A 25,621-nucleotide genomic window follows, 5' to 3' on the forward strand; every position below is an offset into this window, starting at 1 on the left:
TCCTCAGCGATGCAGCCACATGCGAAGCGCCGACAGAAGCTGTTCGGTATTGACCGGCTTCGCCAGGTAATCGGATGCGCCGGCTTCCAGGCATTTCTCGCGGTCACCCTTCATGGCCTTGGCCGTCAGCGCCAGGATCGGCAGCCGCCGGAACCTCGGCTCCGAACGGATGACCTGCATCGTCTCATAGCCGTCCATTCCGGGCATCATGATGTCCATCAGCACGATCGCCACAGAAGGTTCGTTGTTGATGACGTCGATGGCTTCGCTGCCGGTCGTCGCCGTCAGAACCCTCATTCCCCGGCGCTCCAGCACGCTGCTGAGCGCAAAGATGTTGCGGGCATCGTCGTCGACGAGCAGCACGGTCTCGCCGACGAGATCCTCGTCCGAACTGTGCAATTCCTGCAGCGTTGCCTGTTTTGCCGCCGGCAGGTCGGCGACGACCCGGTGCAGGAACAGAGCCGTCTCATCGAGCAGACGCTCCGGAGACTCGACGCCCTTGACGACGACGCTTCGGGCCATGCTGTGCAGCGTCGCATCTTCCTCGGGAGAAAGCTCCCGGCCGGTGAACACCACAACCGGTACTTCGCCGATGTCGGCGTCGTCGCGTATTCTCTCCAGGACTTCGAAGCCGGACATGTCAGGCAGCGAAAGGTCGAGCACCACGCAATCGGGCGGATCCTGCCTGAGGGCGGCCAGCGCTTCCGATCCGGAGCCAACGCTTGTGATGTCGATGTCGTCATGTCCGAGAAGCGCTGTGACGCTCAACCGCTCGGCCTCGTTGTCTTCGACGAGCAGCAGATGCTTGCGGCGCGGTTGCGCATAGGCCTTCAAGCGCGACAGCGCCTTGCCTAGGCCCTCAGGTGTCGTCGGCTTGCTCATGAACGCGAAGGCGCCGCGAGTCAGCCCGTGCTGGCGATCCTCGTCGAGGCTGATGATTTGCACCGGGATATGCCGCGTCTGCGGGTTCTGCTTGAGCTGGCTGAGCACCGTCCAGCCGAGCATATCGGGCAGGAAGATGTCGAGCGAGATCGCAGCCGGCCGGTAGTCCTGCGCGAGAACAAGCGCATCGCTGCCGCGCATCGCCACCAGTACCTTGAATCCGTTATCGCGGGCAAGATCGACAAGGACACGGGCGTAGTGCGCATCGTCCTCGACGATAAGCAGCACCGAGTCGCCGGCCGCGATCTGGTGGCGATCGTCTTCCACATGTTCGATGGTCTTTTCGGCCCGGCGGCTTGCCGCCGCCTCGGCGAATTCCACGACATTTGCCGAGGGAACGGGTTTCGGCGAAATCGCGCCGGCACCGACATAGGTGAGCGGCAGATAAAGGACGAAGGTGCTGCCGACCCCCGGCGTGCTGCGCAGCTGGATCTCACCGCCCAGGAGATTTGCCAGTTCGCGGCTGATCGCGAGACCTAGGCCGGTGCCGCCATACTTGCGGCTCGTCGAGGCATCCGCCTGCTGAAACGCCTCGAAAATGATGCGTTGTTTCTCAGGCGGGATACCGATGCCGGTGTCGACGACTTCGAAGGCGAGCACCGAAGGCGCATGTTTCAGCGACGGATGATCCGGCGACCAGCCGCTCGTTGCCAAGGCGACGCGAAGCGTCACGCCGCCCTGCGCGGTGAATTTGAAGGCGTTCGACAGCAGGTTCTTGAGAATCTGCTGCAATCGTTTGGAATCCGTGATGATGCTCTTCGCGACATCGCCGATCTCGACCGCGAACGACAGGTTCCGGTTTTCGGCCTCGTGCCGGAAGGGCCGGGCCATCACCTCGAGCAGGTTGCTGACGAAGATCTCCTCGGCATCGACTGAAACCGTTCCGGATTCGATCTTCGACAGATCGAGGATATCGCTGATCAGGTTCAGGAGGTCGGTTCCCGCGCCATGGATCGTCTTGGCAAACTCGACCTGTTTGCCCGACAGGTTGCCGTCGGGATTTTCGCCGAGCTGCTGGCCGAGGATGAGGATCGAATTCAAAGGCGTACGCAACTCGTGCGACATGTTGGCGAGGAATTCGGATTTGTACTTCGATGTCAGCGCCAATTCGGTGGCCTTTTCCTCCAGGGCGCGCCGGGCCTGCTCGATCTCCTGGTTCTTCGCCTCGACCTCGACGTTGCGTTCTTCGAGCTGCTGCGCCTTCTGCCCGAGCTGCTCGTTGGTCTGCTGCAGCTCGCGCTGCTGCGTCTGCAGCTCGGCGGCGAGTTTCTGCGACTGCTTGAGCAGACCTTCGGTCTGCATGGTCGCTTCGATCGAATTGAGGACGATACCGATCGACGTCGTCAGCTGGTCGAGGAAGGACAGCTGCAGCTCGGTGAATTCGCCGGCGGAAGCAAGCTCGATCACCGCTTTCACCTGCCCCTCGAAATGCACCGGCAGCACGATCGCGCTTCGCGGCAGCGTCGTGAACACGCCCGAACTAATCGGAATGACATTGTCGGGAAGGTCGGTGACGAGGATGCGGCGGGCGTCGCTGGCGCACTGGCCGACAAGTCCCTGGCCGAAATCGAGCCGCAGCGGATGTGCCGCCTCGACCCCTTGCGCATAGACCGACAACAGCGACAGGAACGGCTGCTCCTCATCGGCGTCGACCTGGTAGATCACCCCCTGATGCGCGCCAACGAGCGGCGCCAGCTCAGAGAGCATCATCTTGCCGACCAGCGTCAGGTCGCGCTGGCCCTGCAGCATATTGGTGAAGCGGGCCAGGTTGGTCTTCAGCCAGTCCTGTTCGGTGTTGCGCTCGGTGGTCAGCCGCAGGTTGTCGATCATCGTGTTGATGTTGTCCTTGAGCTCGGCCACTTCGCCGCGCGCGTCGACCTGGATCGAGCGCGTCAGGTCGCCCTTGGTGACGGCGGTCGCCACCTCGGCGATGGCGCGCACCTGCGTCGTCAGGTTGGCGGCAAGCAGATTGACGTTACCGGTCAGGTCCTTCCAGGTGCCGGCGGTGCCGGGCACATTCGCCTGGCCGCCGAGGCGGCCCTCGACGCCGACCTCGCGCGCCACCGTCGTCACCTGATCAGCGAAGGTCGCCAGCGTGTTGGTCATGTTGTTGATGGTTTCGGCGAGCGCCGCCACCTCGCCCTTGGAGGCGACGGTAAGGTTCTGCTTGAGGTCGCCGTTCGCCACCGCCGTCACCACCTTGACGATGCCGCGGACCTGCTCGGTCAGGTTGGCGGCCATGACGTTGACAGTATCGGTCAGGTCCTTCCAGGTGCCGGCAACACCCGGCACCTGCGCCTGGCCGCCGAGCTTGCCTTCGGTGCCGACCTCGCGGGCAACGCGCGTCACTTCACCGGCGAAGGCGTTGAGCTGGTCCACCATGGTGTTGATGGTGTTCTTCAGTTCGAGGATTTCACCCTTCACGTCGACGGTGATCTTGCGCGACAGGTCGCCTCGCGCCACCGCCGTCGTCACCTCGGCAATGTTTCGAACCTGGGTCGTCAGGTTGGCGGCGAGCAGGTTGACGTTGTCGGTCAGGTCCTTCCAGGTGCCGGCGACGCCGGGAACCACGGCCTGGCCGCCGAGCCGGCCGTCGGTGCCGACTTCGCGGGCGACACGTGTCACTTCGCCGGCAAAAGAGCGAAGCTGATCGACCATGGTATTCAAGGTGTCCTTGAGCAGCAGGATTTCGCCGCGCACGTCGACAGTGATCTTGCGCGACAGGTCGCCATTGGCGATCGCGGTCGCCACCTCCGCGATGTTGCGCACCTGCGCCGTCAGATTGCCGGCCATGGAGTTGACGCTGTCGGTCAAATCCTTCCAGGTGCCGGCGACGCCGGAGACCTGCGCCTGACCGCCAAGCTTGCCTTCGGTGCCGACCTCGCGGGCAACACGCGTCACTTCACCGGCGAAGGCGTTGAGCTGGTCCACCATGGTATTGATGGTGTTTTTCAGCTCGAGAATTTCACCCTTCACGTCGACGGTGATTTTGCGCGACAGGTCGCCGCGCGCCACGGCGGTGGTGACTTCAGCGATGTTGCGAACCTGGCCGGTCAGGTTGGAGGCCATGGAATTGACGTTCTCGGTCAAGTCCTTCCAGGTGCCGGCGACACCCGGCACCTGCGCCTGGCCGCCGAGCTTGCCTTCGGTGCCGACCTCGCGCGCGACGCGCGTGACTTCCGAGGCGAAGCGGTTCAGCTGGTCCACCATGGTGTTCAGCGTTTCTTTGAGCTCGAGGATTTCGCCCGAGACCGACACAGTAATCTTCTTCGACAGGTCGCCATTGGCGATCGCCGTGGAGACTTCGGCGATGTTGCGCACCTGCGCCGTCAGGTTGCCGGCCATGGAATTGACGCTGTCCGTCAGGTCCTTCCAGGTGCCGGCAACGCCGAGCACATTCGCCTGGCCGCCGAGCCGGCCTTCGGTGCCGACTTCGCGCGCAACACGTGTCACCTCGCCGGCAAAGCCGTTCAGCTGATCGACCATCGTGTTGATGGTTTCCTTCAGCTCGAGGATTTCGCCCGAGACGGTGACGGTGATCTTCTTCGACAGGTCTCCCTGGGCGACGGCGGTCGCGACCTCGGCGATGTTGCGCACCTGCCCCGTCAGGTTGGAGGCCATGGAATTGACGCTGTCGGTCAGATCCTTCCAGGTGCCGGCGACGCCGCGCACATTGGCCTGACCGCCGAGGCGGCCTTCCGTGCCGACTTCGCGGGCGACGCGGGTCACTTCCGAAGCAAAGGCGTTCAGCTGATCGACCATCGTATTGATGGTTTCCTTCAACTCCAGGATTTCGCCCTTCACGTCGACGGTGATCTTCTTCGACAGGTCGCCATTGGCAATGGCCGTGGAAACCTCGGCGATGTTGCGGACCTGCGCCGTCAGGTTGCCGCCCATCGAGTTGACGTTTTCGGTAAGATCCTTCCAGGTGCCGGCGACGCCGCGCACATTGGCCTGACCGCCGAGCCGGCCCTCTGTGCCGACTTCGCGGGCGACGCGGGTGACTTCCGAGGCAAAGGCGTTCAGCTGATCGACCATCGTATTGATGGTTTCCTTCAGCTCGAGGATTTCCCCCGACACCGTCACGGTGATCTTCTTCGACAGGTCGCCATTGGCGATGGCCGTGGAAACCTCGGCGATGTTGCGCACCTGCGCGGTGAGGTTGGAGGCCATCGAATTGACGTTGTCGGTGAGGTCCTTCCAGGTGCCGGCGACACCCGGCACCTGCGCCTGGCCGCCGAGCCGGCCCTCGGTGCCGACTTCACGCGCCACGCGCGTCACCTCGCCGGCAAAGCCGTTGAGCTGGTCGACCATGGTGTTGATGGTTTCCTTCAGTTCCAGGATTTCGCCCGAAACATCGACGGTGATCTTGCGCGACAGGTCGCCGCGCGCCACCGCCGTCGTCACCTGCGCAATGTTGCGAACCTGGGCCGTCAGATTGCCGCACATGGCGTTGACGCTGTCGGTCAGGTCCTTCCAGGTACCGGCGACGCCCGGCACCAACGCCTGGCCGCCGAGCTTGCCCTCAGTGCCGACTTCGCGGGCCACACGCGTCACTTCCGAGGCGAAGGAGCGCAGTTGGTCGACCATGGTGTTGATGGCTTCCTTGAGCTGCAGGATTTCGCCGCGCACGTCGACGGTGATCTTTTTGGAGAGGTCGCCATTTGCGACCGCGATCGTCACTTCAGCGATGTTGCGCACCTGCGCCGTCAGGTTCGACGCCATCGAGTTCACACTTTCGGTCAAGTCCTTCCAGACGCCGGTCACTTCAGGCACCTGCGCCTGCCCGCCGAGTTTTCCGTCCGTGCCGACCTCGCGGGCAACGCGCGTCACCTCGGAGGTGAAGACGCTCAGCTGCTTGATCATCGTATTGACGATATCGGCAGAGCGCAGGAACTCGCCTTTGAGCGCCCGGCCATCGACATCGAGCGGCACCGTCTGCAGGAGATCTCCCTTGGCGACCGCGGTGATCGTTCGAGTGACGGCTGTCGTCGGCCACAAGAGATCGTCGATCAGGCCGTTGATCGATCCTTCCATCTCAGACCAGGAACCATCCGACAGGCCGAAGCGTACCCGGGTGCTCGTCCGCCCATCCCGGCCGACGACCTGGCCGACATGCTCGAGCTGCTGGGCCATGCGTTGATTGCCGGCAATGATGTCGTTGAGGGCATCGGCGATCTTGCCGGTAACCCCGGTCAGATCCGACCGCATCCGCACGGAAAAATCGCCGCGCCTGACAGCAACAAGGACTTCCAAAAGCGCGCTGGCATCGTCGAATGCCATGGTTTTGTGGTCGTGGCCGTTGAGGCTTTCTGCCGCAACGCTATCGCGCGCGCGTTCACTGGTTTGGTTGCTCACGAAAATCCCCCTCTTCGACGATTGGTAATTTAGTGCTCGGCGCAGAAAATGGTATGGGGCGATCCCGCATACAGCTTATCATCATTTCTGATGCAAAATGAACTTGGTAGCTGCATAAATCCCAAGCGCCCGCGTGAAACCCTGTCGGAGCGATTTGCGGTTTTTCGAGCAGCCGGGAACAGTTGCGCGCCAGCCGTCGTTTCCGTCCTGACAATGGAGAGCGACATGTCGAACGTCTCAAGGACAGGCAACGAAGAGATCAACAACGCGACCAGCCCGACCACCTTCGGAAGGTCGGTCGAAAGCCAGGCGCAAATGCAGGATGCGGCTGCGGAAGCCTCGCCCGAAACGGGCGGCGAAATTCTCAACATCTACCGGCTGGAACCAATCGCGGCCCCTGACGACCCGAGATGGGACAATGCCCCCGGCCACGGCGTGGTCGTCGTGGCCGCCAGGACGCCGGGCGACGCCAGGATCGTGGCAGCGGCGCGCGAGCTCGACTTCATGGAAGTGGATGCAGCTCCCGCCGAGGACGTCACCACGGTCAATGCCAGCGCCTTCCGCGACGACAAGCTCTACACCGTCATCGAGATCGATAGGGATAGATATGATATAAAGCGCGGTATCCTCGACGGTACTGTCTCGGTCGACACAATCCGGCCTGTAGAGCCGGACTGAAATCCTGTTTTCACCTGGGAGTTCTCATGAATACCGCTAATCTGCAGCTCAAAGGCCTTCTCATGGCGATGGCCTCGATATGCGACGCGATCGTCGACAAGGAACTGCTCACGCGCGAGGAAATCGCCGCCGCGCTCTCGAAAGCTCAAAAGGCAATCGAGCAGGATGACGATCACGAGCTCTCCGGGGCCAACAGGGCGGCGATCCTGTTTCCGATCCGTGTGCTGCAGCTTGCCGGCGAGGCTGGCAGGAAAGGCGAAGAGGCGACATTTTCAGACTACGCCAAGCTTGTGGGAAAGCTCGGCTGACCATGTTCGAGGGTTTTTCTCTCGATAACGTCGACGTCGGGCCGGGTTCCCTTCGCGTCCGTCGCGGCGGATCGGGTCCAGCCCTTCTTCTGCTCCACGGCCATCCCAGGACGCATATGACCTGGGGAAAAGTGGCAGATCTGCTGTCGTCCGGTTACGCGGTCGTCTGCCCCGATCTTCCCGGTTTCGGCCGATCCTACCGGCCTGCCGATGCCTCCGACAGCAGCAATTCTTCGAAGCGCGCCAAGGCTGAAGCCCTCGTCGAGCTGATGCGGCGACTGGGGCACGAATACTTCGCCGTGGTCGGCCACGACCGCGGAAGCCTGACGGCCTTCCGCATGGCAATGGATCATCCCGACCGCGTACAAAGGCTCGTCATCGCCGACGGCATCCCCGTCATCGAGCATCTCGAACGCACCGACTGGAAATTTGCCAGGGACTGGTATCACTGGTTCTTCTTCGCGCAGCCGGAAAAGCCGGAACGCGCAATCTTGGCCGATCCGCGGGCGTGGTACGACAAGCTCTCGCCTGAACTGATGGGAAGGCAGGCCTATGACGAGCTGGTCGACCTCATCCACGATCCTGCTGTCATCCACGGCATGGTCGAGGATTACCGCGCCGGGCTAAGCGTCGATCACCTTCATGACCGCGAGGACCGCGATGCCGGCCGGAGACTTATCTGCCCGATGCTGTGCCTGTGGTCGCTGCGCGACGATATGGAACAGATCTACGGCGATCCTGTCGCCATCTGGCGAAACTGGGCGACGCACGTGCGCGGGTTCGGCATCGACAGCGGCCATCACGTGGCCGAGGAGAACCCGCAGGCCCTCTCGCAGGCGATCCGGGAGTTTCTCGAAAATGGATAGCACCTGAGCTTGGGGCTGGGTCGGCTCGGCAACAATATCCAGCGCTGTCAATTTTTACGATAAGTTGATAATTTTGGTCTTGTTTCTCGAAGTGTCCTATGGCTATACCGCGGCCGAACACATTCACGCACCGGGATCTCTACGTGACCAGCCTCAAATCGCTTCTGGCCGCCTGCGGCCTCTCCGCTCTGATCGGCACTGCCGCAACCCCATCATTGGCCGGTTCGACGACCTACCCGCTGACCCTCGAAAACTGCGGCGCTGAGGTGACCTTCAAAAAGGCGCCCGAGCGGGCGATCGGCCTTGGCCAGAATAGCGCGGAAATCCTGCTGCTGCTCGGCCTTCAGGACAAGATGGTCGGCACCGCCTTCTGGCCGAGCAAGGTGCTGCCGCAACTCGCCGAAGCCAATGCCAAGGTGAAGCTTCTCACCGTCGAGATGCCGACCTTCGAATCGATGCTCGCCGAAAATCCCGACTTCGTGGCGGTGGCATTGCCGAGCCTGGTCGGTCCGAACAGCAAGATCGCCAAGCGCGAGGATTTCGACAAGGTCGGTGTTTCAACCTATCTCTCGCCCAGCACCTGCCTCAGCACCAAGGACGTCAAGGACCAGTATGGCAGCCGCGGCGAGTTGTGGAACATGGATCTCCTCTACAAGGAGATCGACGAACTTTCGCAGATCTTTAACGTCACCGACCGTGGCCAGGCGCTGATCGCCGACTTCAAGGCGCGTGAGGCGAAGCTTCGCGGGAGCGTTGCCAAGGGCGGCCAGAACCTTTCCTACGTCTTCTGGTTCTCCAGCGCCAGCCCGTCGGCCGACGCCTATGTCGGCGGCAAGAACGGTGCTTCCGGCTTCATCGCCAACCTGCTCGGCGGCCACAACGCGATCGCAGCGGAAGCGGAATGGCCGACAATCGGTTGGGAAGGCATCATCGCCTCCAATCCCGATGTCATCGTCGTCGCCAGCCTCGACCGCAACCGCTGGGAACTCGATAAGCCGGAGGCCAAGATCAACTTCCTGAACACCGATCCGGCCGTCAACCAGATCCCGGCCGTCAAGAACAAGGCGCTCGTCGTGATGGATGGCCAGGCGATGAACCCGACCATTCGCACGATCTACGGCGCCGAGCAGGTTGCCGAGCAGCTGAAGGCCCTCGGTCTCCTGAAGTGACCGACGCAGGCCGTCTCTTCCGGCAACTGGGAGCGTTTGCCTCACTGCTCCTGGCTTCCCTTTGCCTCATCGCTGTCGCCATCGGCGTCAGCGTCGGGATCGGCGATTTGCCGATCCCGCTTGCGACTACGTTTTCGGCCGTCACCAACCGGCTCGGCTGGACCGCCGTCGAACTGAACCGCATCCATGAGACCGTCATCTGGGATTATCGCCTGAGCCGTGCGCTGGTCGCCGCCTTCTGCGGCGCGGGACTGGCGCTGTCGGGCGCCATCATGCAGGCGCTGCTGCGCAACCCGCTTGCCGAACCCTATGTACTCGGCATCTCCGCCGGCGCGTCTACCGGCGCCGTCGCGGTCGTCATCTTGGGCGTCGGCGCAGGCGCTGTATCCCTTTCGGCAGGCGCCTTTGCCGGCGCCTTCGCTGCCTTCTTCTTCGTGGCGCTGCTGTCGAACGGCACTCGCGGCGGTGCGGACCGCACCATCCTTGCCGGTGTGGCCGCATCACAGCTCTTCAACGCCTCGACCTCCTATATCGTCACGACCTCGGCCAATGCGCAGCAGGCCCGCGACGTCATGTTCTGGCTGCTCGGCAGCTTCAGCGGTGTGCGCTGGCCGGAATTCGCGCTGGTCTCGATCGTCGTCGGCTTCGGCCTCGCCGCCTGTCTGTTTTATGCCCGCGTGCTCGACGCCTTCGCCTTCGGCGACGAGGCGGCCTCCTCGCTCGGCGTCAACGTCGGCCGCGCCCGCATGGTGCTCTTCGCGCTGACGGCAATGATGACGGCCACCATCGTCAGCATGGTCGGATCGATCGGCTTCGTCGGCCTCGTCGTGCCGCATGTCGCCCGCTTCGTTGTCGGGCCGCTGCATATCCGCCTGCTGCCGGCCTGCGCTATTTCAGGCGCGATTTTCATGGTGTTTGCCGACATTGCCGCGCGCGCCCTCATCCCAAACCAGATCCTGCCGATCGGCGTCGTCACGGCGCTCGTCGGCGTCCCCTTCTTCTCGATCATCCTCTACCGGTTCCAGCGCGCGTCATGAGCATCAAGGCCGACAACCTCACCTGGAAAATTGGCAGGAAGACCATTCTCGATGGTGTTTCCCTGGAGGCGCAGCCCGGCCGGATGCTCGGCCTGCTCGGCCCGAACGGCTCGGGCAAGACCTCGCTGCTGCGGCTTCTCGCCGGCCTGATGCGGCCGCACTCCGGCCGCGTCACGCTCGACCGGAGCGATATCGGCGCGATCAGCCGCCGCTCGATCGCAAGGCGCATCGCCTTCGTCGAGCAGCATGGGACGACGAACGCCAATCTCAAGGTCGTCGACGTCGTCAAGCTCGGCCGCTTCCCGCACCGGTCGATGTTCTCGGGATGGACGAGGGCCGACGAAGAGGCGGTCGAAGCGGCGCTTGCGCGTGCCGGCATGGCGGAGAAGCGCGACGAGCGCTGGCAGAACCTGTCGGGCGGCGAAAAGCAGCGCACCCATATCGCCAGGGCGCTCGCCCAGTCGCCGCAGGAGCTGATCCTCGACGAACCCACAAATCATCTCGACATCCAGCACCAGATCGGACTAATGCGGCTTGTCTCCGGCCTCCCGATCACCAGCATCGTCGCCCTGCACGATCTCAACCATGCCGCCATGTTCTGCGATGAGCTTGTTATCATGCAGCAGGGCAGGATCGTCGCCTCGGGCGCGCCTGAGGATGTGCTAAGCGAGAACCTGTTGCGAGACGTTTTTTCCGTCGAGGCTCGCATCGAAGCTTCGCCTCATCACTCGCGACCGCACATTCACTATCTCAAGTGAGAGCGGCCGCTCTCACGTCACGATCTGCAGCGGCAAAGCGGTCGTCTTTTTCAGTGTCTTGAGCACGATGCTCGATTTGACCGACGCCAGATTGTCGGTGACCCGGATCATTCTTTCGAGAAACTGGCTGAGATGGTCGAGGTCGCGCGTCATGACCTTCATTAGAAAATCGGCATCTCCCGTCTGCGAATAACATTCCAGAATTTCCGGCGCGGTCTCGATGAAACGATGAAGCCGCTCGTTTCCGCCTTCTGTATGTGCGCGCAGGCTGACGAGCGTATGAGCCACCACAGCAAAACCCAGTTTTGCCGGATTGAGAATGGCCACGACGGTCTGAATGTACTGCTCATTGCGCAGTCTTTCCAAACGGCGTGCGCATTGGGTCGCGGACAGATTGACCTTCTGCGACAACTCACCTTGCGTCACCTCACTGTTTTGCTGGAGGGCGGCGAGCAATTTGATATCGAACTGGTCTAGCATGGCTCACCCGAAAGAAGGAGAATTTCTGCATAGTATATTCGAATGCGCAGAATGTCTGCATCAACTCGCCGAATTAGGCAGATAATCGCATAAAATCGCCACGCCAGTTCAGTTAATCTCCAGCCATAGGAATAAAACGGAGGTGGACTTGTGTTTGAGAAACTAAATAACCGGCCAGCCGACAGCCTGCTTGCCCTGATCAAGGCTTTCCAGGCCGACGAGCGCACAGGAAAGATCGACCTCGGCGTCGGCGTTTATCGCGATGCCATGGGTCGAACGCCTGTGATGCGTGCCGTGAAGGCGGCGGAGCAGTTTCTACTCGAAAGCCAGGACAGCAAGAAATATCTCGGCCCGGAAGGCGATCTGCAATTCGTACGGCTGCTGCAGCCGATTGTTTTCGGCAAATCACCGAAGTTCGATCACCGCCTTGTCGGCATTCAGACACCGGGTGGAAGCGGCGCGCTACGTCTCGGCGCCGAACTCATCCAGACGGCAAATCCATCGGCGAAGGTGCTGCTGGGGACACCGAGCTGGCCGAACCATGCGCCGATCTTCCGCTCGGCAGGCCTGGCCGTAAAGGAATATGCCTTCGTCGATCTGACGTTACAGCAAGTGAAATTCGAAAGCGTCATCGACGCTTTGTCTTCCGCGGGGGAAGGCGATGTCGTGCTGCTCCACGGTTGCTGCCACAATCCGACCGGCATCGATTTCACCATGGAGCAATGGCGAGAGATTGCCGAGCTCCTCGTTGCGCACAGACTGGTGCCGTTCATCGACCTTGCCTATCAGGGGCTTGGCGACGGCCTCGAACAGGACGCCGCGCCGACACGCATGATCCTCGACGCCGTCGACGAGGCGTTGATCGCCTATTCCTGCGACAAGAATTTCGGTCTCTATCGCGAGCGTGTCGGCGCGCTCTATGCCATGACCCGGAATGTCGACGATATCGGCAAGGCCGAAAGCAACATGGCAGCACTTGCCCGTGTGAACTGGTCCATGCCGCCCGATCATGGCGCCGCGATCGTCAGGACCATTCTCGAGAGTTCCGAAATGTCGGCAATGTGGCGCACCGAGCTCGAAGAGATGTGCCAGCGTGTCAATGGCAACCGCGCCTCGCTCGCCGCTGTAGCCCCCGATCTGGCCTTTATCAGACGGCAACGCGGTCTGTTCTCCAATCTCTCCATGTCCAAAGAAACGGCCGGGGCGCTCCGCGCCAAACACGGCATCTACATGGCCGATTCCGGACGTATGAACCTCGCGGGCATGCAGCCGGCCGATGCCGGCCCCATCGTCACCGCACTCCGCGCTGAAGGTTGTTTGAAATGAGCAAGAAAGAAACGACCGGCCAGGCGCTGACCCGTTCTCTCGTCGCCCATGGGGTCGATACGGTATTCGGCATCCCAGGCGCGCACATGTATGATTTCAACGACGCCCTCTACGGCGCCCGTGACAAGGTTCGGTTCATTCATACCCGCCACGAACAGGGCGCCGGATATATGGCCTACGGCTATGCCAAATCCACTGGCCTGATCGGCGCCTATACCGTCGTCCCCGGTCCTGGCGTCCTCAATTCCGGCGCAGCGCTCTGCACGGCTTACGGCGCCAACGCGCCGGTGCTTTGCATAACCGGCAACATCACGTCCCACCTTATCGGCCAAGGCAGAGGACAGTTGCACGAACTGCCGGATCAACTGGCGACGATGCGCGGCATTACCAAGACGGCGGAGCGGATCAATCATCCGTCCGAGGCCGGTCCCGTCATGGCCGAGGTCGTCGGCAAAATGCTGTCCGGCCGCCAGGGTCCGGGAGCGGTCGAAGCCCCATGGGATGTGTTTGGCCAATCCGGTCCCGAAGTCGATCTTCCCTTGGGCACGAGAGCGCCTCATCCGGCCGTCAACGCCGATCAGATCACTGCTGCAGCGGCGCTGATATCGGGTGCTGAGAATCCGATGATCATGGTCGGCGGCGGTGCGGTGGATGCCGGGGCCGATATCGCGGCTCTTGCGAAACTGCTGCAGTCGCCCGTCACCTCCCATCGTTCCGGCAAGGGCATCGTACCCGACGATCATCCGAACTATCTGAACTTCGTCGCCGCCTATGAATACTGGAAGAAGACTGACGTTCTGATCGGCATCGGCAGCCGGCTCGAATTGCAGTTCATGCGCTGGAAGTGGCTTCCCAAGGATCTCAAGATCATCCGCATCGACATCGATCCGACCGAAATGGTCCGCCTCAAGCCTGGTGTCGGCATTGTCGCAGATGCCAAGGCCGGAACGCAGGCGCTGATCGATGCATTGGCAGGTTTCCGCCGCGAGGATCGCACGGGCGAATTCGCCGACCTCAACAAGGACGCCAGATCTCGTTTCTCGGAAGTGCAGCCGCAGCTTGCCTATCTCGATGCCATTCGCCAGGCTCTTCCAAGAGATGGCTTCTTGGTCGAGGAGGTCAGCCAGATGGGCTTTACCGCCCGTTTTGCCTTTCCGGTCTACGGCGCACGCCAATACGTGACATGCGGCTATCAGGACAATCTGGGTTTTGGCTTCAACACGGCCTTGGGCGTGAAGGTCGCTAATCCCGACAAAGCGGTTGTTTCCATTTCCGGCGATGGCGGTTTCATGTTCGGCGTTCAGGAACTGGCCACCGCCGTTCAGCACAAGATCAACGTCGTCGCCATTGTCTTCAACAATTCGGCCTATGGCAACGTTCTGCGCGACCAGAAGCAGGCGTATCAAGGCCGCTACCTTGGCTCGGACCTCACCAATCCAGACTTTGTGGCACTTGCCAAGAGCTTTGGTATTCGAGCATTCAAGGTGGCAAGCCCGGGTGAATTGAAAGACACGATCGAGAAAGCGCTTTCCCTCGAGGAGCCTGTTCTCATCGAGGTTCCCGTGGAAAAGGGATCCGAGACAAGCCCTTGGCCTTTTATCCATCCGGCTCCGCACGCCGAATGACCGCAAGGGCCTGTCGCCTTTACACGATCACTGCCCTCTGAGAAAAACCGTCGCCAGCGGCGGCAGTGTCAGCGACAGGGAGACGGGCCTGCCATGCGCGGGTATCGGTTCGCTCGACACTGCGCCGTTGACGAGGCCGGAGCCGCCATATTCGCGTGCATCCGTCGTGATGCGCTCGACCCACACGCCGTCCTGCGGCACGCCGATCCTGTAGCCGTAACGCGGCACCGGCGTGAAATTCGACACGACAAGGACCGTTGAAGTGCGGTCCTTGGCATAGCGCAGCATGCCGAGAACGGAATTGACGGCATCGTCGGCAGCCGCCCATTCGAAGCCATCGGGATGAAAATCGCCGAATTGCAATGCCGGCTCGTCCCCGTAGAGACCATTCAGATCTTTGACCAGCCGCTGAACGCCGACATGCTGCGGCCGGTCGAGCATATCCCAGCTTACCGAGGCATCATGGTTCCACTCGCCCGGCTGGGCGATTTCGCTCCCCATGAACAATAGCTTCTTGCCGGGATGTCCCCACATGAAAGCGAGATAGCTGCGAAGATTGGCAAATTTCTGCCATTCGTCGCCCGGCATCTTCGTCAGCAGTGAGCCTTTTCCGTAGACGACCTCGTCATGGGAAATCGGCAGCATGAAGCGCTCGGAATACGCATAGATCAAGCCGAAGGTCATCGTGCCGTGGTGATAGCTCCGGTGGACCGGATCCTTCTCGATATAACTCAGGCTGTCGTGCATCCAGCCCATGTTCCATTTGATATCGAAGCCCAGCCCGCCCTCTTCCGGCGGCTTCGTGACGCCAGGCCAAGCCGTCGATTCCTCGGCAATCGTCATCGCATGCGGGCAACGCTCGTGAATGATGCTGTTCAGGTGCTTGAAGAACTCCACCGCCTCCAGGTTCTCGCGGCCGCCATATTGATTTGGTAGCCATTCGCCCTCATTGCGGCTGTAGTCGCGGTAGAGCATCGAGGCGACGGCATCGACCCGCAAGCCGTCGACGTGGTAACGCTCGAGCCACTCGAGCGCGCTGGCGATCAAAAAGCCTTTTACTTCGTTGCGGCCGAGATTGTAGATCAGCGTGTTCCAGTCACGGTGAAAGCCCTCACGCGGATCCTCGTGCTCGTAGAGCGCGCTGCCGTCGAAACGGGCCAAGCCCCAGACATCGGTCGGAAAATGCGCCGGCACCCAGTCGAGAATGACACCCAGCCCCGCGCCGTGGCAGCGGTCGACGAAATAGGCGAAATCCTCGGGCGTCCCATATCGGCCGGTCGGGGCGAACAGTCCGAGCGGCTGATAGCCCCAGGACCCGCCGAATGGATGCTCCATGATCGGCAAGAGCTCGATATGGGTAAATCCCATGTCCCTTGCATAGGGAACGAGCCGCTGGCTGAGCTCGACCCAGTCGAGATATCTGTTGCCGTCCTTCTGGTCGCGCAGCCAGGAGCCGGCATGGACCTCGTAGACGGACATCGCGCCCTCCAGTCTAGCCTGCCGGGACCGGCCCTTCATCCAGCCATCATCGCTCCATCGAAACGGGGTCGACGACGCGACGATGGATGCGGTGGACGGAGCGGCCTCGCTGGCTCTCGCCACCGGATCAGCCTTCTGCGGCAGGCAGGTTCCCTGTGCATCGACGATCTCGAATTTATATCTCTCGCCGGGAGCCAGCCGGGGAACGAACAGCTCCCAGACGCCCGCCGATTGTCTCAACCGCATCGGGTTTCGCCGGCCATCCCACGCATTGAAGTCACCGACGACCGAGACGCGGCGCGCATTCGGAGCCCAGACAGCGAAACGAACGCCGGCAACACCGTCGACCGACATCGCAACCGCGCCGAGCGTCCGGCTCAGGCTGTAATGGGTGCCCTCGGATATCAGGTGGAGATCGAGCTCTCCGAGCAGAAGCCCGAAGCTATAAGGGTCCTCGGTGACCTGCTCGCCATCCGGCCATGTGATCCGCAAGCGGTAGGATGTCCGCGAACCTGTTGCCGCCGCAAACAGGCCGGAGGGGTGAGCGATGCTGAAAGGGGCAATCACCCTGCCGCTCGCCGCTTCGATGAGATCGACGCCTTCGGCGCCCGGCAAATAGACGCGCACGATCGTCATGCCGCCGCTTTCATGCGGACCAAGGATCGAGAACGGATCGCCGTGACGGCCCTCGATCAAGGCCCAGAGCGCATCGTGCCCGATGCCTGCGAGAAGTTCCGAGCGCTCAACATTCATGCCTTGATCCCCGCCAAGCGCGATACGATTTCGGTAAGGCCGGCAAGCGGGATCGGCAGCCACTTCGGCCTGATGCGGGCTTCATAGGCGATTTCATAGGCGGCCTTTTCGAGAAGAAAGGCATCGAGCACCCTCCGTCGTTGTTCCGTCGGCATGGCGAGCACCTTCGATGCGGAGACCGCCTGCCAATAGGCATCGAGAAAAGCCGCCTCGGCATGGCGCCCGAAACGGGCGATGGCGCCACGGCGCACCTCGTTTTCGTGTTCGGTGACCGCGTCATTGTCGAGCTGGGCGGTGGCGACGAGATAGCTGAGCGACCTCAGAAGCCCGGCGACGTCACGCAGCGGAACCGTCTTCGCCCGGCGCTCGGCGAGATTTTTGGCGGGCTCGCCTTCGAAGTCGATGATGACGGCATCGCCCTCGCTGACCAGGATCTGGCCGAGATGGAAGTCACCATGCGTGCGCGTCATCAGCGTGCCGCGGACGCTCTCCGCAAGGCTGGCGCCAAGTTCGACGAGTTCAGAACGGCGCTCCAGAAGCGGGCGGGCGAGCAGATCGACCGCGGGATGGACGTTCTCCTCACGTTCCGCCAGCTTCGACATGGCATAGGCGACTTCGCCCGCCACCGCCTTCCTGATCGCCTCAACCTCATCGTCACCGGCAACGACAGGGCTGAAAGCCTCGTCCGCGTTTTCTCCGGAGAGGACGACATGCAATTCCCCGAGTCTCATGCCGACCATGGCGACGAAGCTGATCAACGGCCGAAAGACATCGTCGCCGGGCTCGACCGCAGGGTCGTTCAGCACGAGCTCGTCGGCGCCGCGACGAAGATTATTCAACATCCAGTTCCAGGCGTCGCCCTGGTTGCGGATCGCGCCCTGGACAATGACCAAGGTGGAGCGGCGCCCGCTGGAATCGGTGTGTGCGACCTCGCCGAGCAGCGGAGCGGTGTGATCGTAACCCGCGCAGGTCAGAAACCGTGTCATCTCGACCTCCGGATGGACACCCGGGAAAATGTGCCGGATCAGCTTGATCATGGCGACGTCACCGACGATCAGCGAACTGTTGGACTGTTCGGCCGAGAGCCAATGAACCGGCATCTGGTCGGTCACATTCAGACGGTCGAGCCGCTCGGTGCCGAGAAACTCAAGGGTGCCGGTGCGTCCGGTGATGCGCGAGCGGTCGGCCAGCCCGCGAAGGATGCCGCGCGCCATCGGCTCGACTGCAAACCCGTCCGTCAGGAAGCCGACCCGCCTGCCCTGCCGAACCCGCCCGAGCGCAAGCTGCTGGGTCAAGGCGGAGGGTTGCGCATCATCCCAGGCAACCGCCAGCGGTAACTGATAGGATTCGTTGTGATCCGGGAGCTCCACCTCCAGTTCGCCGAGAACGATCCCATCGGCATAGGGGATCGGCGTCGCCGAGATAAGCCGGGCCGCCCGAAGCGGCTGGTCCTTTGCGCCGAACCACCGCCGCCTGGAGAGATAAGCGGGCAGAATTTCGGCGCTGAGCACGCGTCCGAGCCTCGGCTCGTCGACGAGGTCGAGCAGGCCGCGGCGAAGGACCATCGTCACGAGATCGGGCAACTGTTCGGGCGGAGCGGTGCGCCATGCCGGCGGGTCGGCATCGGCCTCAAGCTGAAACCAGAAGAAGCCGTAGGGCGGCAACGTCAGGAGATAGGTCAGTTGTCCGATCGGTGGAAAGGGCGACATGCCGGTCAGTTCGATCGGCACGCGCCCCTCGAAGGCCGAGAGGTCGAGTTCGACCGCTTGAGGCAGCCGCGAGAGGTTTGTGACGCACATCAGGGTCTCGCCGTCATATTCCCTGAGATAGGCGAGGATCTTACGGTTCTCGGGCGAGAGGAAACGCAGCGAACCGCGCCCGAAGGCCGGATGCCTGCCGCGCAACGCCAGCATCTTTCGCGTCCAGTTGAGCAGCGAATGCGCGTCCGTGCTCTGCGCCTCGACGTTGACGGCCTCGAAACCGTAGAGCGGGTCGGCGACCGGCGGCAGGACGAGGCGCGCCGGGTCTACTCGGGAGAAGCCGCCATTGCGGTCCGGCGACCATTGCATCGGCGTCCTCACCCCATCCCGGTCGCCGAGATAGATATTGTCACCCATGCCGATCTCGTCGCCGTAATAGATGACAGGCGTTCCCGGCATAGAAAGCAGCAGCGCGTTCATCAACTCGATGCGCCGGCGGTCCCGCTCCATCAGCGGCGCCAGGCGCCGCCTGATGCCGAGATTGATGCGGGCGCGTTTGTCGGATGCATAGGTTTCCCAGAGATAGTCGCGCTCGGCGTCGGTCACCATTTCGAGTGTCAGTTCGTCGTGATTGCGAAGGAAGATCGCCCATTGGCAATTCTCCGGGATCTCCGGCGTCTGCCGCAGAATATCGGTGATCGGAAACCGGTCCTCCTTGGCGATCGCCATATACATGCGTGGCATCAGCGGGAAGTGGAAGGCCATGTGGCACTCGTCACCCTCGCCAAAATATTCGCGCGTGTCCTCGGGCCACTGATTCGCCTCGGCCAACAACATCACGCCGGGATGGGTGGCATCGAGGGCTGCGCGGATTCGTTTGAGAATCGCATGGGTCTCCGGCAGGTTTTCGTTGATCGTGCCCTCGCGCTCGACGAGGTAGGGGATTGCGTCGAGCCGGAAACCGTCAATGCCGGTTTCCAGCCAGAATCGCATCACCTTCAGCAGTTCCTCCATGACCAGGGGACTGTCAAAGTTGAGGTCAGGCTGGTGGGAGTAAAAGCGGTGCCAGTAATAGGCGCCGGCCACCGCATCCCATGTCCAGTTGGACTTTTCCGTATCGATGAAAATGATGCGCGTTTCCGGGAATTTCTGATCGCTATCAGACCAGACGTAGAAGTCGCGTTCCGGCGATCCCGCAGGCGCCTGACGGGCGCGCTGGAACCAGGGATGCTGATCGGAGGTGTGGTTGATGACGAGCTCGATGATGACGCGGATATTGCGCTCATGGGCGGCGTCGACGAAAGCGCGGAAGTCCTCCACCGTCCCGTAGTCGGGGCTGACACTGCCGTAATCGGCGATGTCGTAACCGTCGTCGCGGCGCGGCGATGGAAAGAAAGGCAGGAGCCAGATAGCATTGACGCCAAGTGCTGCGATATGGTCGAGCTTGGCGTGCAGGCCGGCAAAATCGCCGACGCCATCTCCATTGGCGTCGTAGAACGACTTGATATGCAGCTGATAGATGATTGCATCCTTGTACCAGAGGGGCTGCTCAGCGCCATCGGGGTTCATCGTGTCCATTCATGCCTCCGCTGCTCGTACGCGCCAGATCGCAAAGGGCAGGATCGCAGGGTTCAGGCTGACGCTCTGCCGTTTGCCGGTCCATTTGAAGCGATGTCCGCCGACCAGATCCTCGGCATCCAGCGCGCCGTCATCGCCGAGCGACCAGTGCCAGAGCGGCAGCTCGACGTCGCTTTGCTGGAAATTGTGGGGATCAAGGCTGATGGCGATCAGCAGGACATTGTCGCGGGCCCTGCTTGCCTTTTCGAAGAACAGAATATTGTCATTCCAGGCGGTCAGCAGCGTCAGCCCGAGATGCGAATGCAAGGCGGTATTTTCGTTCCGGATACGGTTGAGCATCCTGATTTCGGCGACGATATTGCCCGGCCGGTCGTAGTCCCAGGCGCGAATCTCGTATTTCTCGCTGTCGGCGTATTCCTTGCGTTTGGCATCGGGACGCCCTTCGCAAAGTTCGAAACCATTATAGACGCCCCATAATCCCGAAAGCGTGGCGGCCAGTGCTGCGCGGATCAGGAACGCCGGGCGCGGTGCGTTCTGCAGAAAGTCCGGATTGATGTCATGGGTGTTCACGAAGAAATGCGGACGGAAGAATTCCTTCGGCGCTGTCTGCGTCAGCTCCCGCATATATTGCTCGAGCTCCCATTTGGCGTTGCGCCAGGTGAAATAGGTGTAGGATTGGGAGAAACCGATCTTTGCCAGCCGGTACATGACCTTCGGCTTGGTGAAGGCTTCCGACAGGAAGACGACATCGGGATGCCGCGCCCTGATATCGCCAATCAGCCACTCCCAGAAGGGAAAAGGCTTGGTGTGCGGATTATCGACGCGAAACAGCTTGACGCCCTGGTCCACCCAAAGCTGGACGATATCTCTCAGCTCCACCCAGAGCGAGGGCAGCGCGTCTTTCGTGTAGAAATCGACGTTGACGATATCCTCATATTTCTTCGGCGGGTTTTCGGCGTATTTGATCGTGCCGTCGGGACGCCAGTCGAACCAGCCGGGATGCTCCTTCAGCCAGGGATGATCGGGCGAGGCCTGGATCGCGAGATCGAGAGCGATCTCCAGCCCATGCCGGCCCGCCTCATCGACCAGCCGGCCGAAATCCTCGAAATCCCCGAGTTCGGGATGAATGGCATCGTGGCCGCCATCCTCGGAGCCGATGGCATAAGGGCTACCCGGATCGCCGGGTGCTGCCTTCAGGCTGTTGTTGCGGCCCTTCCGGTTGGTCGAGCCGATTGGGTGAATGGGCGGAAAGTAGAGCACGTCGAAGCCCATGTCGCGGATATCGGCCAATCGTGGAATGACGTCGTCGAAGGTGCCGTGCCGGTTGGGATCGCCGCTCTGCGAGCGCGGAAAAATCTGGTACCAGCTGGCAAAGGCTGCCGCCTTGCGCTCTGCATCGACGGCGCTTGCCGCCGAACGCAGTCGAAACGGCCGCCTGTCGGCTTTGTTCATCAGCTCGGATGTTTTGGGATCGAGCAGGATCGCCGTGCGCTCGGCATCCGAAGCGTTTTCGAGACTGTTGATCAGAGCCTGCAAATCGGCGCCGAGCGCCGCCGACGCTTCTGCCTTGGCGGCGCGAACGAGGGTCAATCCCTCCTGAAGCTCCAGCTTCAGGTCCAACCTGGCGTCGTGCTTCTTGGTCAGCTCGTATCGGAAGATCGCAAACGGATTCTTCCATGCCTCGACTGCAAACTCGTAGCGCCCGATGCGCTCCAGCAGGAATTCGGCGCGCCAGCGATCGTTTTCGACCGGGTGCATTTCCGTCTCGTTCCAGTCCGTCATGGCATCGAGCGGCCGCCAGAGCAGGACGGCGGCGATCGGGTCGTGGCCGTCGGCGAATATGTCTGCCTCGACGGTGACGATGTCGCCGACCACCCGTTTGACTGGAAAACGCCCGTCATCGACCCGCGGCATGATGTTTTCGATAGCAAGCCGCGGCGATGCCGTCGCCTGCGCGATCTCCATAGCGGGCCTGGAGGTGATCGGCACCGGCGCCTTGCCTTCGATAATCAGCGTTTCCCCTGCCCGCAGACGCAGAGCCGCGCCATCGGCTGCAGAGGGAAGAAAACCGGAGGCTGCTTCGCGAAGTGCGGTCACCGGCGCAGGCGCACTTCGCCGAAGGTCCCTGTTCAGCAGGATGAACCGCACATTGTCAGCGCTGCGCAGATCTTCCCCCTCGGATTGCAGAAGGGCCGAGACCGGTCCATTGGCGTTGCGGATCAGGCGCAGCGATGGGGCTGGCACATGGCCGTTCTTGCCGATCTCGGTATTGGCAAGGCGAATTTCGGAGGAGATGTCGAAAGACAGGTCATGGCGCAGCCGGCGCAAACCCGATCCATCGCCATGGGTCGGATCGAGCGGCGTGGCTGCGCCATATTCGAAACCCATCGGAACCAGCAGGCCGCCGCCGAGCGAAGCGGCAAGGCGCAAGGCTCTCACGGCGCGCCGTTCGAGGATCTCGCGGCTCTCGGTTCCATGCGCGATGCGCCGCGCGAAGGGCGGCTCCGGAAACGCGACCTGCCATCCGAGCGGCTGTTGCACGCGATGCTCGTCAACGAACCATCTCTCGTCGAAATCCCACCAGGCCATCGACGAAAAACAGCCGTTGAAACCTGCCCCCCTGATCCCGCCCCTCACCGCAAAATCGGTGCCGGGCGTCCAGGCCAGGAATTGCGCCTCGGTCTTTTCGCGCACTGCCGAAATCAGCGATTTGAATAGGGCCGGTGCGGCGCGATCAATCCCGAGCATCCGGTAACCGGAGAGACCAAGACCGCTCAGCCGCCGCAGCCGTTCGGTCCATTCCGCCAATAGCTGCGATTGCCGTTCCGCCGCCATCGCCGTCATCGGTTCCGCCGGGTCCAGTGGCGAACGCCTCGGATCGACAGGGCGAAAGCCTGCGTGAGGATCCCGCGCCCTGCCGTCGACCACCACGTCCATCATTAAGGCAACGCCGCTTTTGCGGCCAGCCTCCGCCAGGCGCGCCACCCCATCCTCGACCGCGCTTCCGAGTTGCTGTTCAGGATCGAGACGATCGAAATCCTGGGAGATAAAGATGCTGCCTTCCCCGCCGCGATCGAAAAGAGGCGCCGTCAGCACATGATCGAAACCGATATCCGCGGCATGGTCGAAAATCTCGCGCCATGCATCGATGCCCTGGAGAAGGAGCGGATTGACATAATAAATCCGGGGCGGGGTGCTCAACACACCCCCGTTCGCAGAAAATGACATCGGCCGCCGCCTCGAGTTGCTTTTCAGGCAAACTTCCTTCGGCGGTTGTTGTTCCACCGGCACAGCCAATTCGCAGCTGTACGAAATCATCAGTCGCATCGGCGCCAGATCGAGGGGGCTTTCGCCCGAGCATCAAAGCCCTGCCGCGAGACGAAGAGACCTTGAGAATCCCAGCCGCATCCGAGTAGTCTTGCGTCGTAAGCGAAGGTGAGTCAGTTCGCTGTTAAGAGCCCGTCCATGCTTCGATCGATCCTCGTCACTGCAGGCCTGTTGGCTTGCGCCCTGTGCCTCACCTCCTGGAGCATCGAGACCGATCGCTCCACAGAGTACAAACACGGCCTGCATGAAATCCGTGAGGAGGCGAGACACTTCATCGAGCGGGAGAACGCCAAAGGGCAACAGCAGTGGAAGGTGCTTGAACCCAACGCCAAGGTGCTGGTTCCTCCATGTGCGGTCCCGCTCCGGACCCAGTGGACGCCGAAGAGCCTCGACCGCTCGAAACCGAGCGTGACGGTGATATGCGCAGCCGCCGTGCCGAACGCCGTGATGAGCGATTGGGATGTCGCCGTGCCGGTGCAGCAGAAATCGAATTGAGCGCCAGGTCGACACGCAACATTGACAAATTGTGTAATTTACGTATTTTACACATATAATCGGAGAAGGGATAATGGCCCAGATATTGAGAGTGCCGGCGACCACGTTCGCTCGCGGCTTCGCACGATATCAGGACGAGGCGCTGATTGAAAAGATTATTGAAGTCACAAGCCATGGGCGGGTCATCGGCGGCTATCTTTCTGCAAGCGAGCTTGAACACTATAAGAACCTGAAGCGTAGGGAGCGTGAAGTTCTCATCGTCGGAGAGTTGGACGAGGACACGATTTCGGACATTGAAAACGCTCAATACGGCGTTGCCCCGAAGTGAAGTTTCCCGAACCCGCACCGGGCTTGGTGATCAGATATTCGTTTCTTTGGAAAGAGGACTACGATAAAGGAAAATACGAAGCATCCAAGGACAGGCCTTGTGCGATCGTTCTTGCAACGAAGGTAAAAGACACAACGGCTATTCAGGTCGTTGTCGTACCCATCACGCACTCGCAGCCCGACCAGGCCGATGGCTCGGCATCGCTTGAGATACCTGCTGCAATCGCAAAATCACTTGGCCTAGATGGCGGGCGACATTGGCTGCGACTGACTCAACTGAACCGCTTTATCTGGCCTGGTTATGATCTGCGCCCACGACTGGATGACCCCAGCCGCGTGGATTACGGATTCATCCCTGAGCCGTTCTTCAATCAGATCAAAGCTGCGATCATTGCGGAAAACAACCGGAGGAGGCTCTCCTTCACGCCGCGGGACGAGCAGCCATGAAGCGCTTATGGTGCTTCATCACCCGAACAATTCAAACATCTCGACGAGATCATTCCGATTGCAATAGAGGCAACCAAACGTGGATGTATAATTGTGCACCTATCCCGAACTTGACGATCGGATCGTGATCGTTCGGGCGGGGGACGAAGTCGATGCCATGTTTGTCAGGACGGAGAGATTCAACGTCCTGATCGATACGCTCGGAACGCCTGAGCTATGCCGGACGGCGTTGGACCTGCTTGACGAAAAGGCGGCTCACCCGCTGATCGTTATCAATTCGCATATGGATTGGGATCACTTCTGGGGAAATGGTGCCGTTGCCGTCCGCGCACCGATTATCGCGCATGCCGCGGCACTCGACCGTTTGCGTGACCCCTCCGCGCGGCAGGTTTTGCAGGATAAAGCCAGCCAGGAATCGCGGTTTCACAATGTCGAACTCATCGGCCCCGATCTCACCTTCTCCGGCTCAATGGTTCTCAACGGCGGCGATCTGACGCTCGAACTCATCCATACGCCCGGGCACACCCCCGACCATATCGCCATTTGGATTCCCGAACTTCGCATCTGCCTGGCCGTCGACGCGGTGGAATATCCTATCCCCGAAGTCTGGAGCAAAAGCGCCGAAGACCTTCGCCTGATCCGTTCATCGCTGGAGCGGATCCGTGATCTCAATGCGAGGCTGGTCATCCCCGCGCATGGACAGACATCTTCGCCTTCGACGGTGAAGGCGAACCTTGCTTATTTCCAATCCCTGGCCGAACGTGTCGACGGGCTGAGCGAAAGCCAGCTGGCGGACGGGCAGCTCAGCCGTTCAAGCGGCTTCCGGCTTGAAGACTTCATCGCCATCCCCCATGGGATGCCTGCGGAGACCGTGACGTTCTATCGGAACTGCCATGAGACCAACCTTGGCGCCACGGTTCAGGCCCATATTGAAAAACGGAAATCCGCATAAAGGAACGATAGGCTGG

General features: G+C 61.4%; 17 protein-coding genes. 12 read left to right on the forward strand and 5 right to left on the reverse strand.

What is annotated here, in order from left to right; translation table 11 throughout:
• Window positions 1–3: 3 nt before the first annotated feature.
• Complete coding sequence (locus tag FFM81_RS23860; protein WP_138384452.1) at window positions 4–6,300, reverse strand: HAMP domain-containing protein; 6,297 nt, start codon at window positions 6,298–6,300, stop codon at window positions 4–6.
• A gap of 225 nt (window positions 6,301–6,525) precedes the next feature.
• On the opposite strand from FFM81_RS23860, the gene FFM81_RS23865 reads away from it, so the two are divergent.
• The 6 genes from FFM81_RS23865 (at window position 6,526) to FFM81_RS23890 (ending at window position 11,116) form a co-directional block, all read left to right on the forward strand.
• Window positions 6,526–6,978 (forward strand): hypothetical protein, encoded by a 453-nt coding sequence (locus FFM81_RS23865; protein WP_003572728.1) that lies wholly within the window; start codon window positions 6,526–6,528, stop codon window positions 6,976–6,978.
• 26 nt (window positions 6,979–7,004) lie between these two features.
• Window positions 7,005–7,286 (forward strand): hypothetical protein, encoded by a 282-nt coding sequence (locus tag FFM81_RS23870; protein WP_128398244.1) that lies wholly within the window; start codon window positions 7,005–7,007, stop codon window positions 7,284–7,286.
• 2 nt (window positions 7,287–7,288) lie between these two features.
• On the forward strand, window positions 7,289–8,152 hold the full coding sequence (locus FFM81_RS23875; RefSeq protein WP_128398245.1) for an alpha/beta fold hydrolase: 864 nt from the start codon (window positions 7,289–7,291) through the stop codon (window positions 8,150–8,152).
• Between the two features lie 143 nt (window positions 8,153–8,295).
• A complete protein-coding gene (locus tag FFM81_RS23880) occupies window positions 8,296–9,321 on the forward strand; it encodes an ABC transporter substrate-binding protein (protein WP_025417654.1) in 1,026 nt (341 codons plus the stop codon).
• Window positions 9,318–10,358, forward strand: a complete 1,041-nt coding sequence (locus FFM81_RS23885) for a FecCD family ABC transporter permease (protein WP_138384451.1) — start codon at window positions 9,318–9,320, stop codon at window positions 10,356–10,358. Before FFM81_RS23880 ends, FFM81_RS23885 begins: the two co-directional genes overlap by 4 nt.
• Window positions 10,355–11,116, forward strand: coding sequence for an ABC transporter ATP-binding protein (locus FFM81_RS23890; RefSeq protein WP_003572734.1), 762 nt, complete (start codon window positions 10,355–10,357; stop codon window positions 11,114–11,116). The genes FFM81_RS23885 and FFM81_RS23890 overlap by 4 nt, the downstream gene beginning before the upstream one ends.
• Before the next feature lie 12 nt (window positions 11,117–11,128).
• Here FFM81_RS23890 and FFM81_RS23895 read toward each other — a convergent pair whose 3' ends face one another.
• Complete coding sequence (locus FFM81_RS23895; RefSeq protein ID WP_003572736.1) at window positions 11,129–11,596, reverse strand: Lrp/AsnC family transcriptional regulator; 468 nt, start codon at window positions 11,594–11,596, stop codon at window positions 11,129–11,131.
• A gap of 150 nt (window positions 11,597–11,746) precedes the next feature.
• On the opposite strand from FFM81_RS23895, the gene FFM81_RS23900 reads away from it, so the two are divergent.
• Both FFM81_RS23900 and FFM81_RS23905 read left to right on the forward strand, forming a co-directional pair.
• A complete protein-coding gene (locus FFM81_RS23900) occupies window positions 11,747–12,922 on the forward strand; it encodes an amino acid aminotransferase (RefSeq protein ID WP_138384450.1) in 1,176 nt (391 codons plus the stop codon).
• Complete coding sequence (locus FFM81_RS23905) at window positions 12,919–14,547, forward strand: thiamine pyrophosphate-dependent enzyme (protein WP_138384449.1); 1,629 nt, start codon at window positions 12,919–12,921, stop codon at window positions 14,545–14,547. The genes FFM81_RS23900 and FFM81_RS23905 overlap by 4 nt, the downstream gene beginning before the upstream one ends.
• Window positions 14,548–14,574: 27 nt before the next feature.
• Here the strand turns inward: FFM81_RS23905 and glgB are convergent, their stop codons facing one another.
• From glgB to FFM81_RS23920, 3 genes are read right to left on the reverse strand one after another with little or no spacing between them, the layout of a single operon-like run.
• Entirely contained in the window at window positions 14,575–16,779 is a 2,205-nt protein-coding gene (glgB, locus tag FFM81_RS23910) for a 1,4-alpha-glucan branching protein GlgB (protein ID WP_138384448.1), read from the reverse strand.
• Window positions 16,776–20,057, reverse strand: coding sequence for a maltose alpha-D-glucosyltransferase (treS, locus tag FFM81_RS23915; protein WP_138384447.1), 3,282 nt, complete (start codon window positions 20,055–20,057; stop codon window positions 16,776–16,778). The genes glgB and treS overlap by 4 nt, the downstream gene beginning before the upstream one ends.
• Window positions 20,058–23,285 carry an alpha-1,4-glucan--maltose-1-phosphate maltosyltransferase gene (locus FFM81_RS23920; protein WP_138384446.1) on the reverse strand — a complete coding sequence of 1,076 codons (3,228 nt, stop codon included), beginning with the start codon at window positions 23,283–23,285 and terminating at the stop codon, window positions 20,058–20,060.
• 237 nt (window positions 23,286–23,522) lie between these two features.
• Here FFM81_RS23920 and FFM81_RS23925 point away from each other — a divergent pair, with 237 nt between their 5' ends.
• From FFM81_RS23925 to FFM81_RS23940, 4 genes are all read left to right on the forward strand, one after another.
• On the forward strand, window positions 23,523–23,879 hold the full coding sequence (locus FFM81_RS23925; protein WP_138384445.1) for a hypothetical protein: 357 nt from the start codon (window positions 23,523–23,525) through the stop codon (window positions 23,877–23,879).
• A 73-nt stretch (window positions 23,880–23,952) separates the two neighbouring features.
• The gene (locus FFM81_RS23930; protein WP_025417646.1) at window positions 23,953–24,207 is read left to right on the forward strand and encodes a hypothetical protein; all 255 of its coding nucleotides are present in this window, start codon (window positions 23,953–23,955) and stop codon (window positions 24,205–24,207) included.
• Window positions 24,204–24,653 (forward strand): hypothetical protein, encoded by a 450-nt coding sequence (locus tag FFM81_RS23935; protein WP_025417645.1) that lies wholly within the window; start codon window positions 24,204–24,206, stop codon window positions 24,651–24,653. Before FFM81_RS23930 ends, FFM81_RS23935 begins: the two co-directional genes overlap by 4 nt.
• A gap of 91 nt (window positions 24,654–24,744) precedes the next feature.
• Window positions 24,745–25,605, forward strand: coding sequence for an MBL fold metallo-hydrolase (locus FFM81_RS23940; protein ID WP_138384444.1), 861 nt, complete (start codon window positions 24,745–24,747; stop codon window positions 25,603–25,605).
• The last annotated feature ends 16 nt before the right edge of the window (window positions 25,606–25,621 follow it).

Origin of the sequence: Rhizobium hidalgonense (genome assembly GCF_005862185.2) — a bacterium.
Taxonomy (GTDB): Bacteria; Pseudomonadota; Alphaproteobacteria; order Rhizobiales; family Rhizobiaceae; genus Rhizobium; species Rhizobium hidalgonense.

What these genes read in the sequence shown, in the direction of transcription:
- FFM81_RS23865 (WP_003572728.1), top strand. Translation starts at nt 6,526, where the DNA reads ATGTCGAACGTCTCAAGGACAGGCAACGAAGAGATCAACAACGCGACC.
- FFM81_RS23870 (WP_128398244.1), top strand. Translation starts at nt 7,005, where the DNA reads ATGAATACCGCTAATCTGCAGCTCAAAGGCCTTCTCATGGCGATGGCC.
- FFM81_RS23875 (WP_128398245.1), top strand. Translation starts at nt 7,289, where the DNA reads ATGTTCGAGGGTTTTTCTCTCGATAACGTCGACGTCGGGCCGGGTTCC.
- FFM81_RS23890 (WP_003572734.1), top strand. Translation starts at nt 10,355, where the DNA reads ATGAGCATCAAGGCCGACAACCTCACCTGGAAAATTGGCAGGAAGACC.
- FFM81_RS23895 (WP_003572736.1), bottom strand. Translation starts at nt 11,596, where the DNA reads ATGCTAGACCAGTTCGATATCAAATTGCTCGCCGCCCTCCAGCAAAAC.
- FFM81_RS23905 (WP_138384449.1), top strand. Translation starts at nt 12,919, where the DNA reads ATGAGCAAGAAAGAAACGACCGGCCAGGCGCTGACCCGTTCTCTCGTC.
- glgB (WP_138384448.1), bottom strand. Translation starts at nt 16,779, where the DNA reads ATGAATGTTGAGCGCTCGGAACTTCTCGCAGGCATCGGGCACGATGCG.
- treS (WP_138384447.1), bottom strand. Translation starts at nt 20,057, where the DNA reads ATGGACACGATGAACCCCGATGGCGCTGAGCAGCCCCTCTGGTACAAG.
- FFM81_RS23920 (WP_138384446.1), bottom strand. Translation starts at nt 23,285, where the DNA reads ATGTCATTTTCTGCGAACGGGGGTGTGTTGAGCACCCCGCCCCGGATT.
- FFM81_RS23925 (WP_138384445.1), top strand. Translation starts at nt 23,523, where the DNA reads ATGCTTCGATCGATCCTCGTCACTGCAGGCCTGTTGGCTTGCGCCCTG.
- FFM81_RS23930 (WP_025417646.1), top strand. Translation starts at nt 23,953, where the DNA reads ATGGCCCAGATATTGAGAGTGCCGGCGACCACGTTCGCTCGCGGCTTC.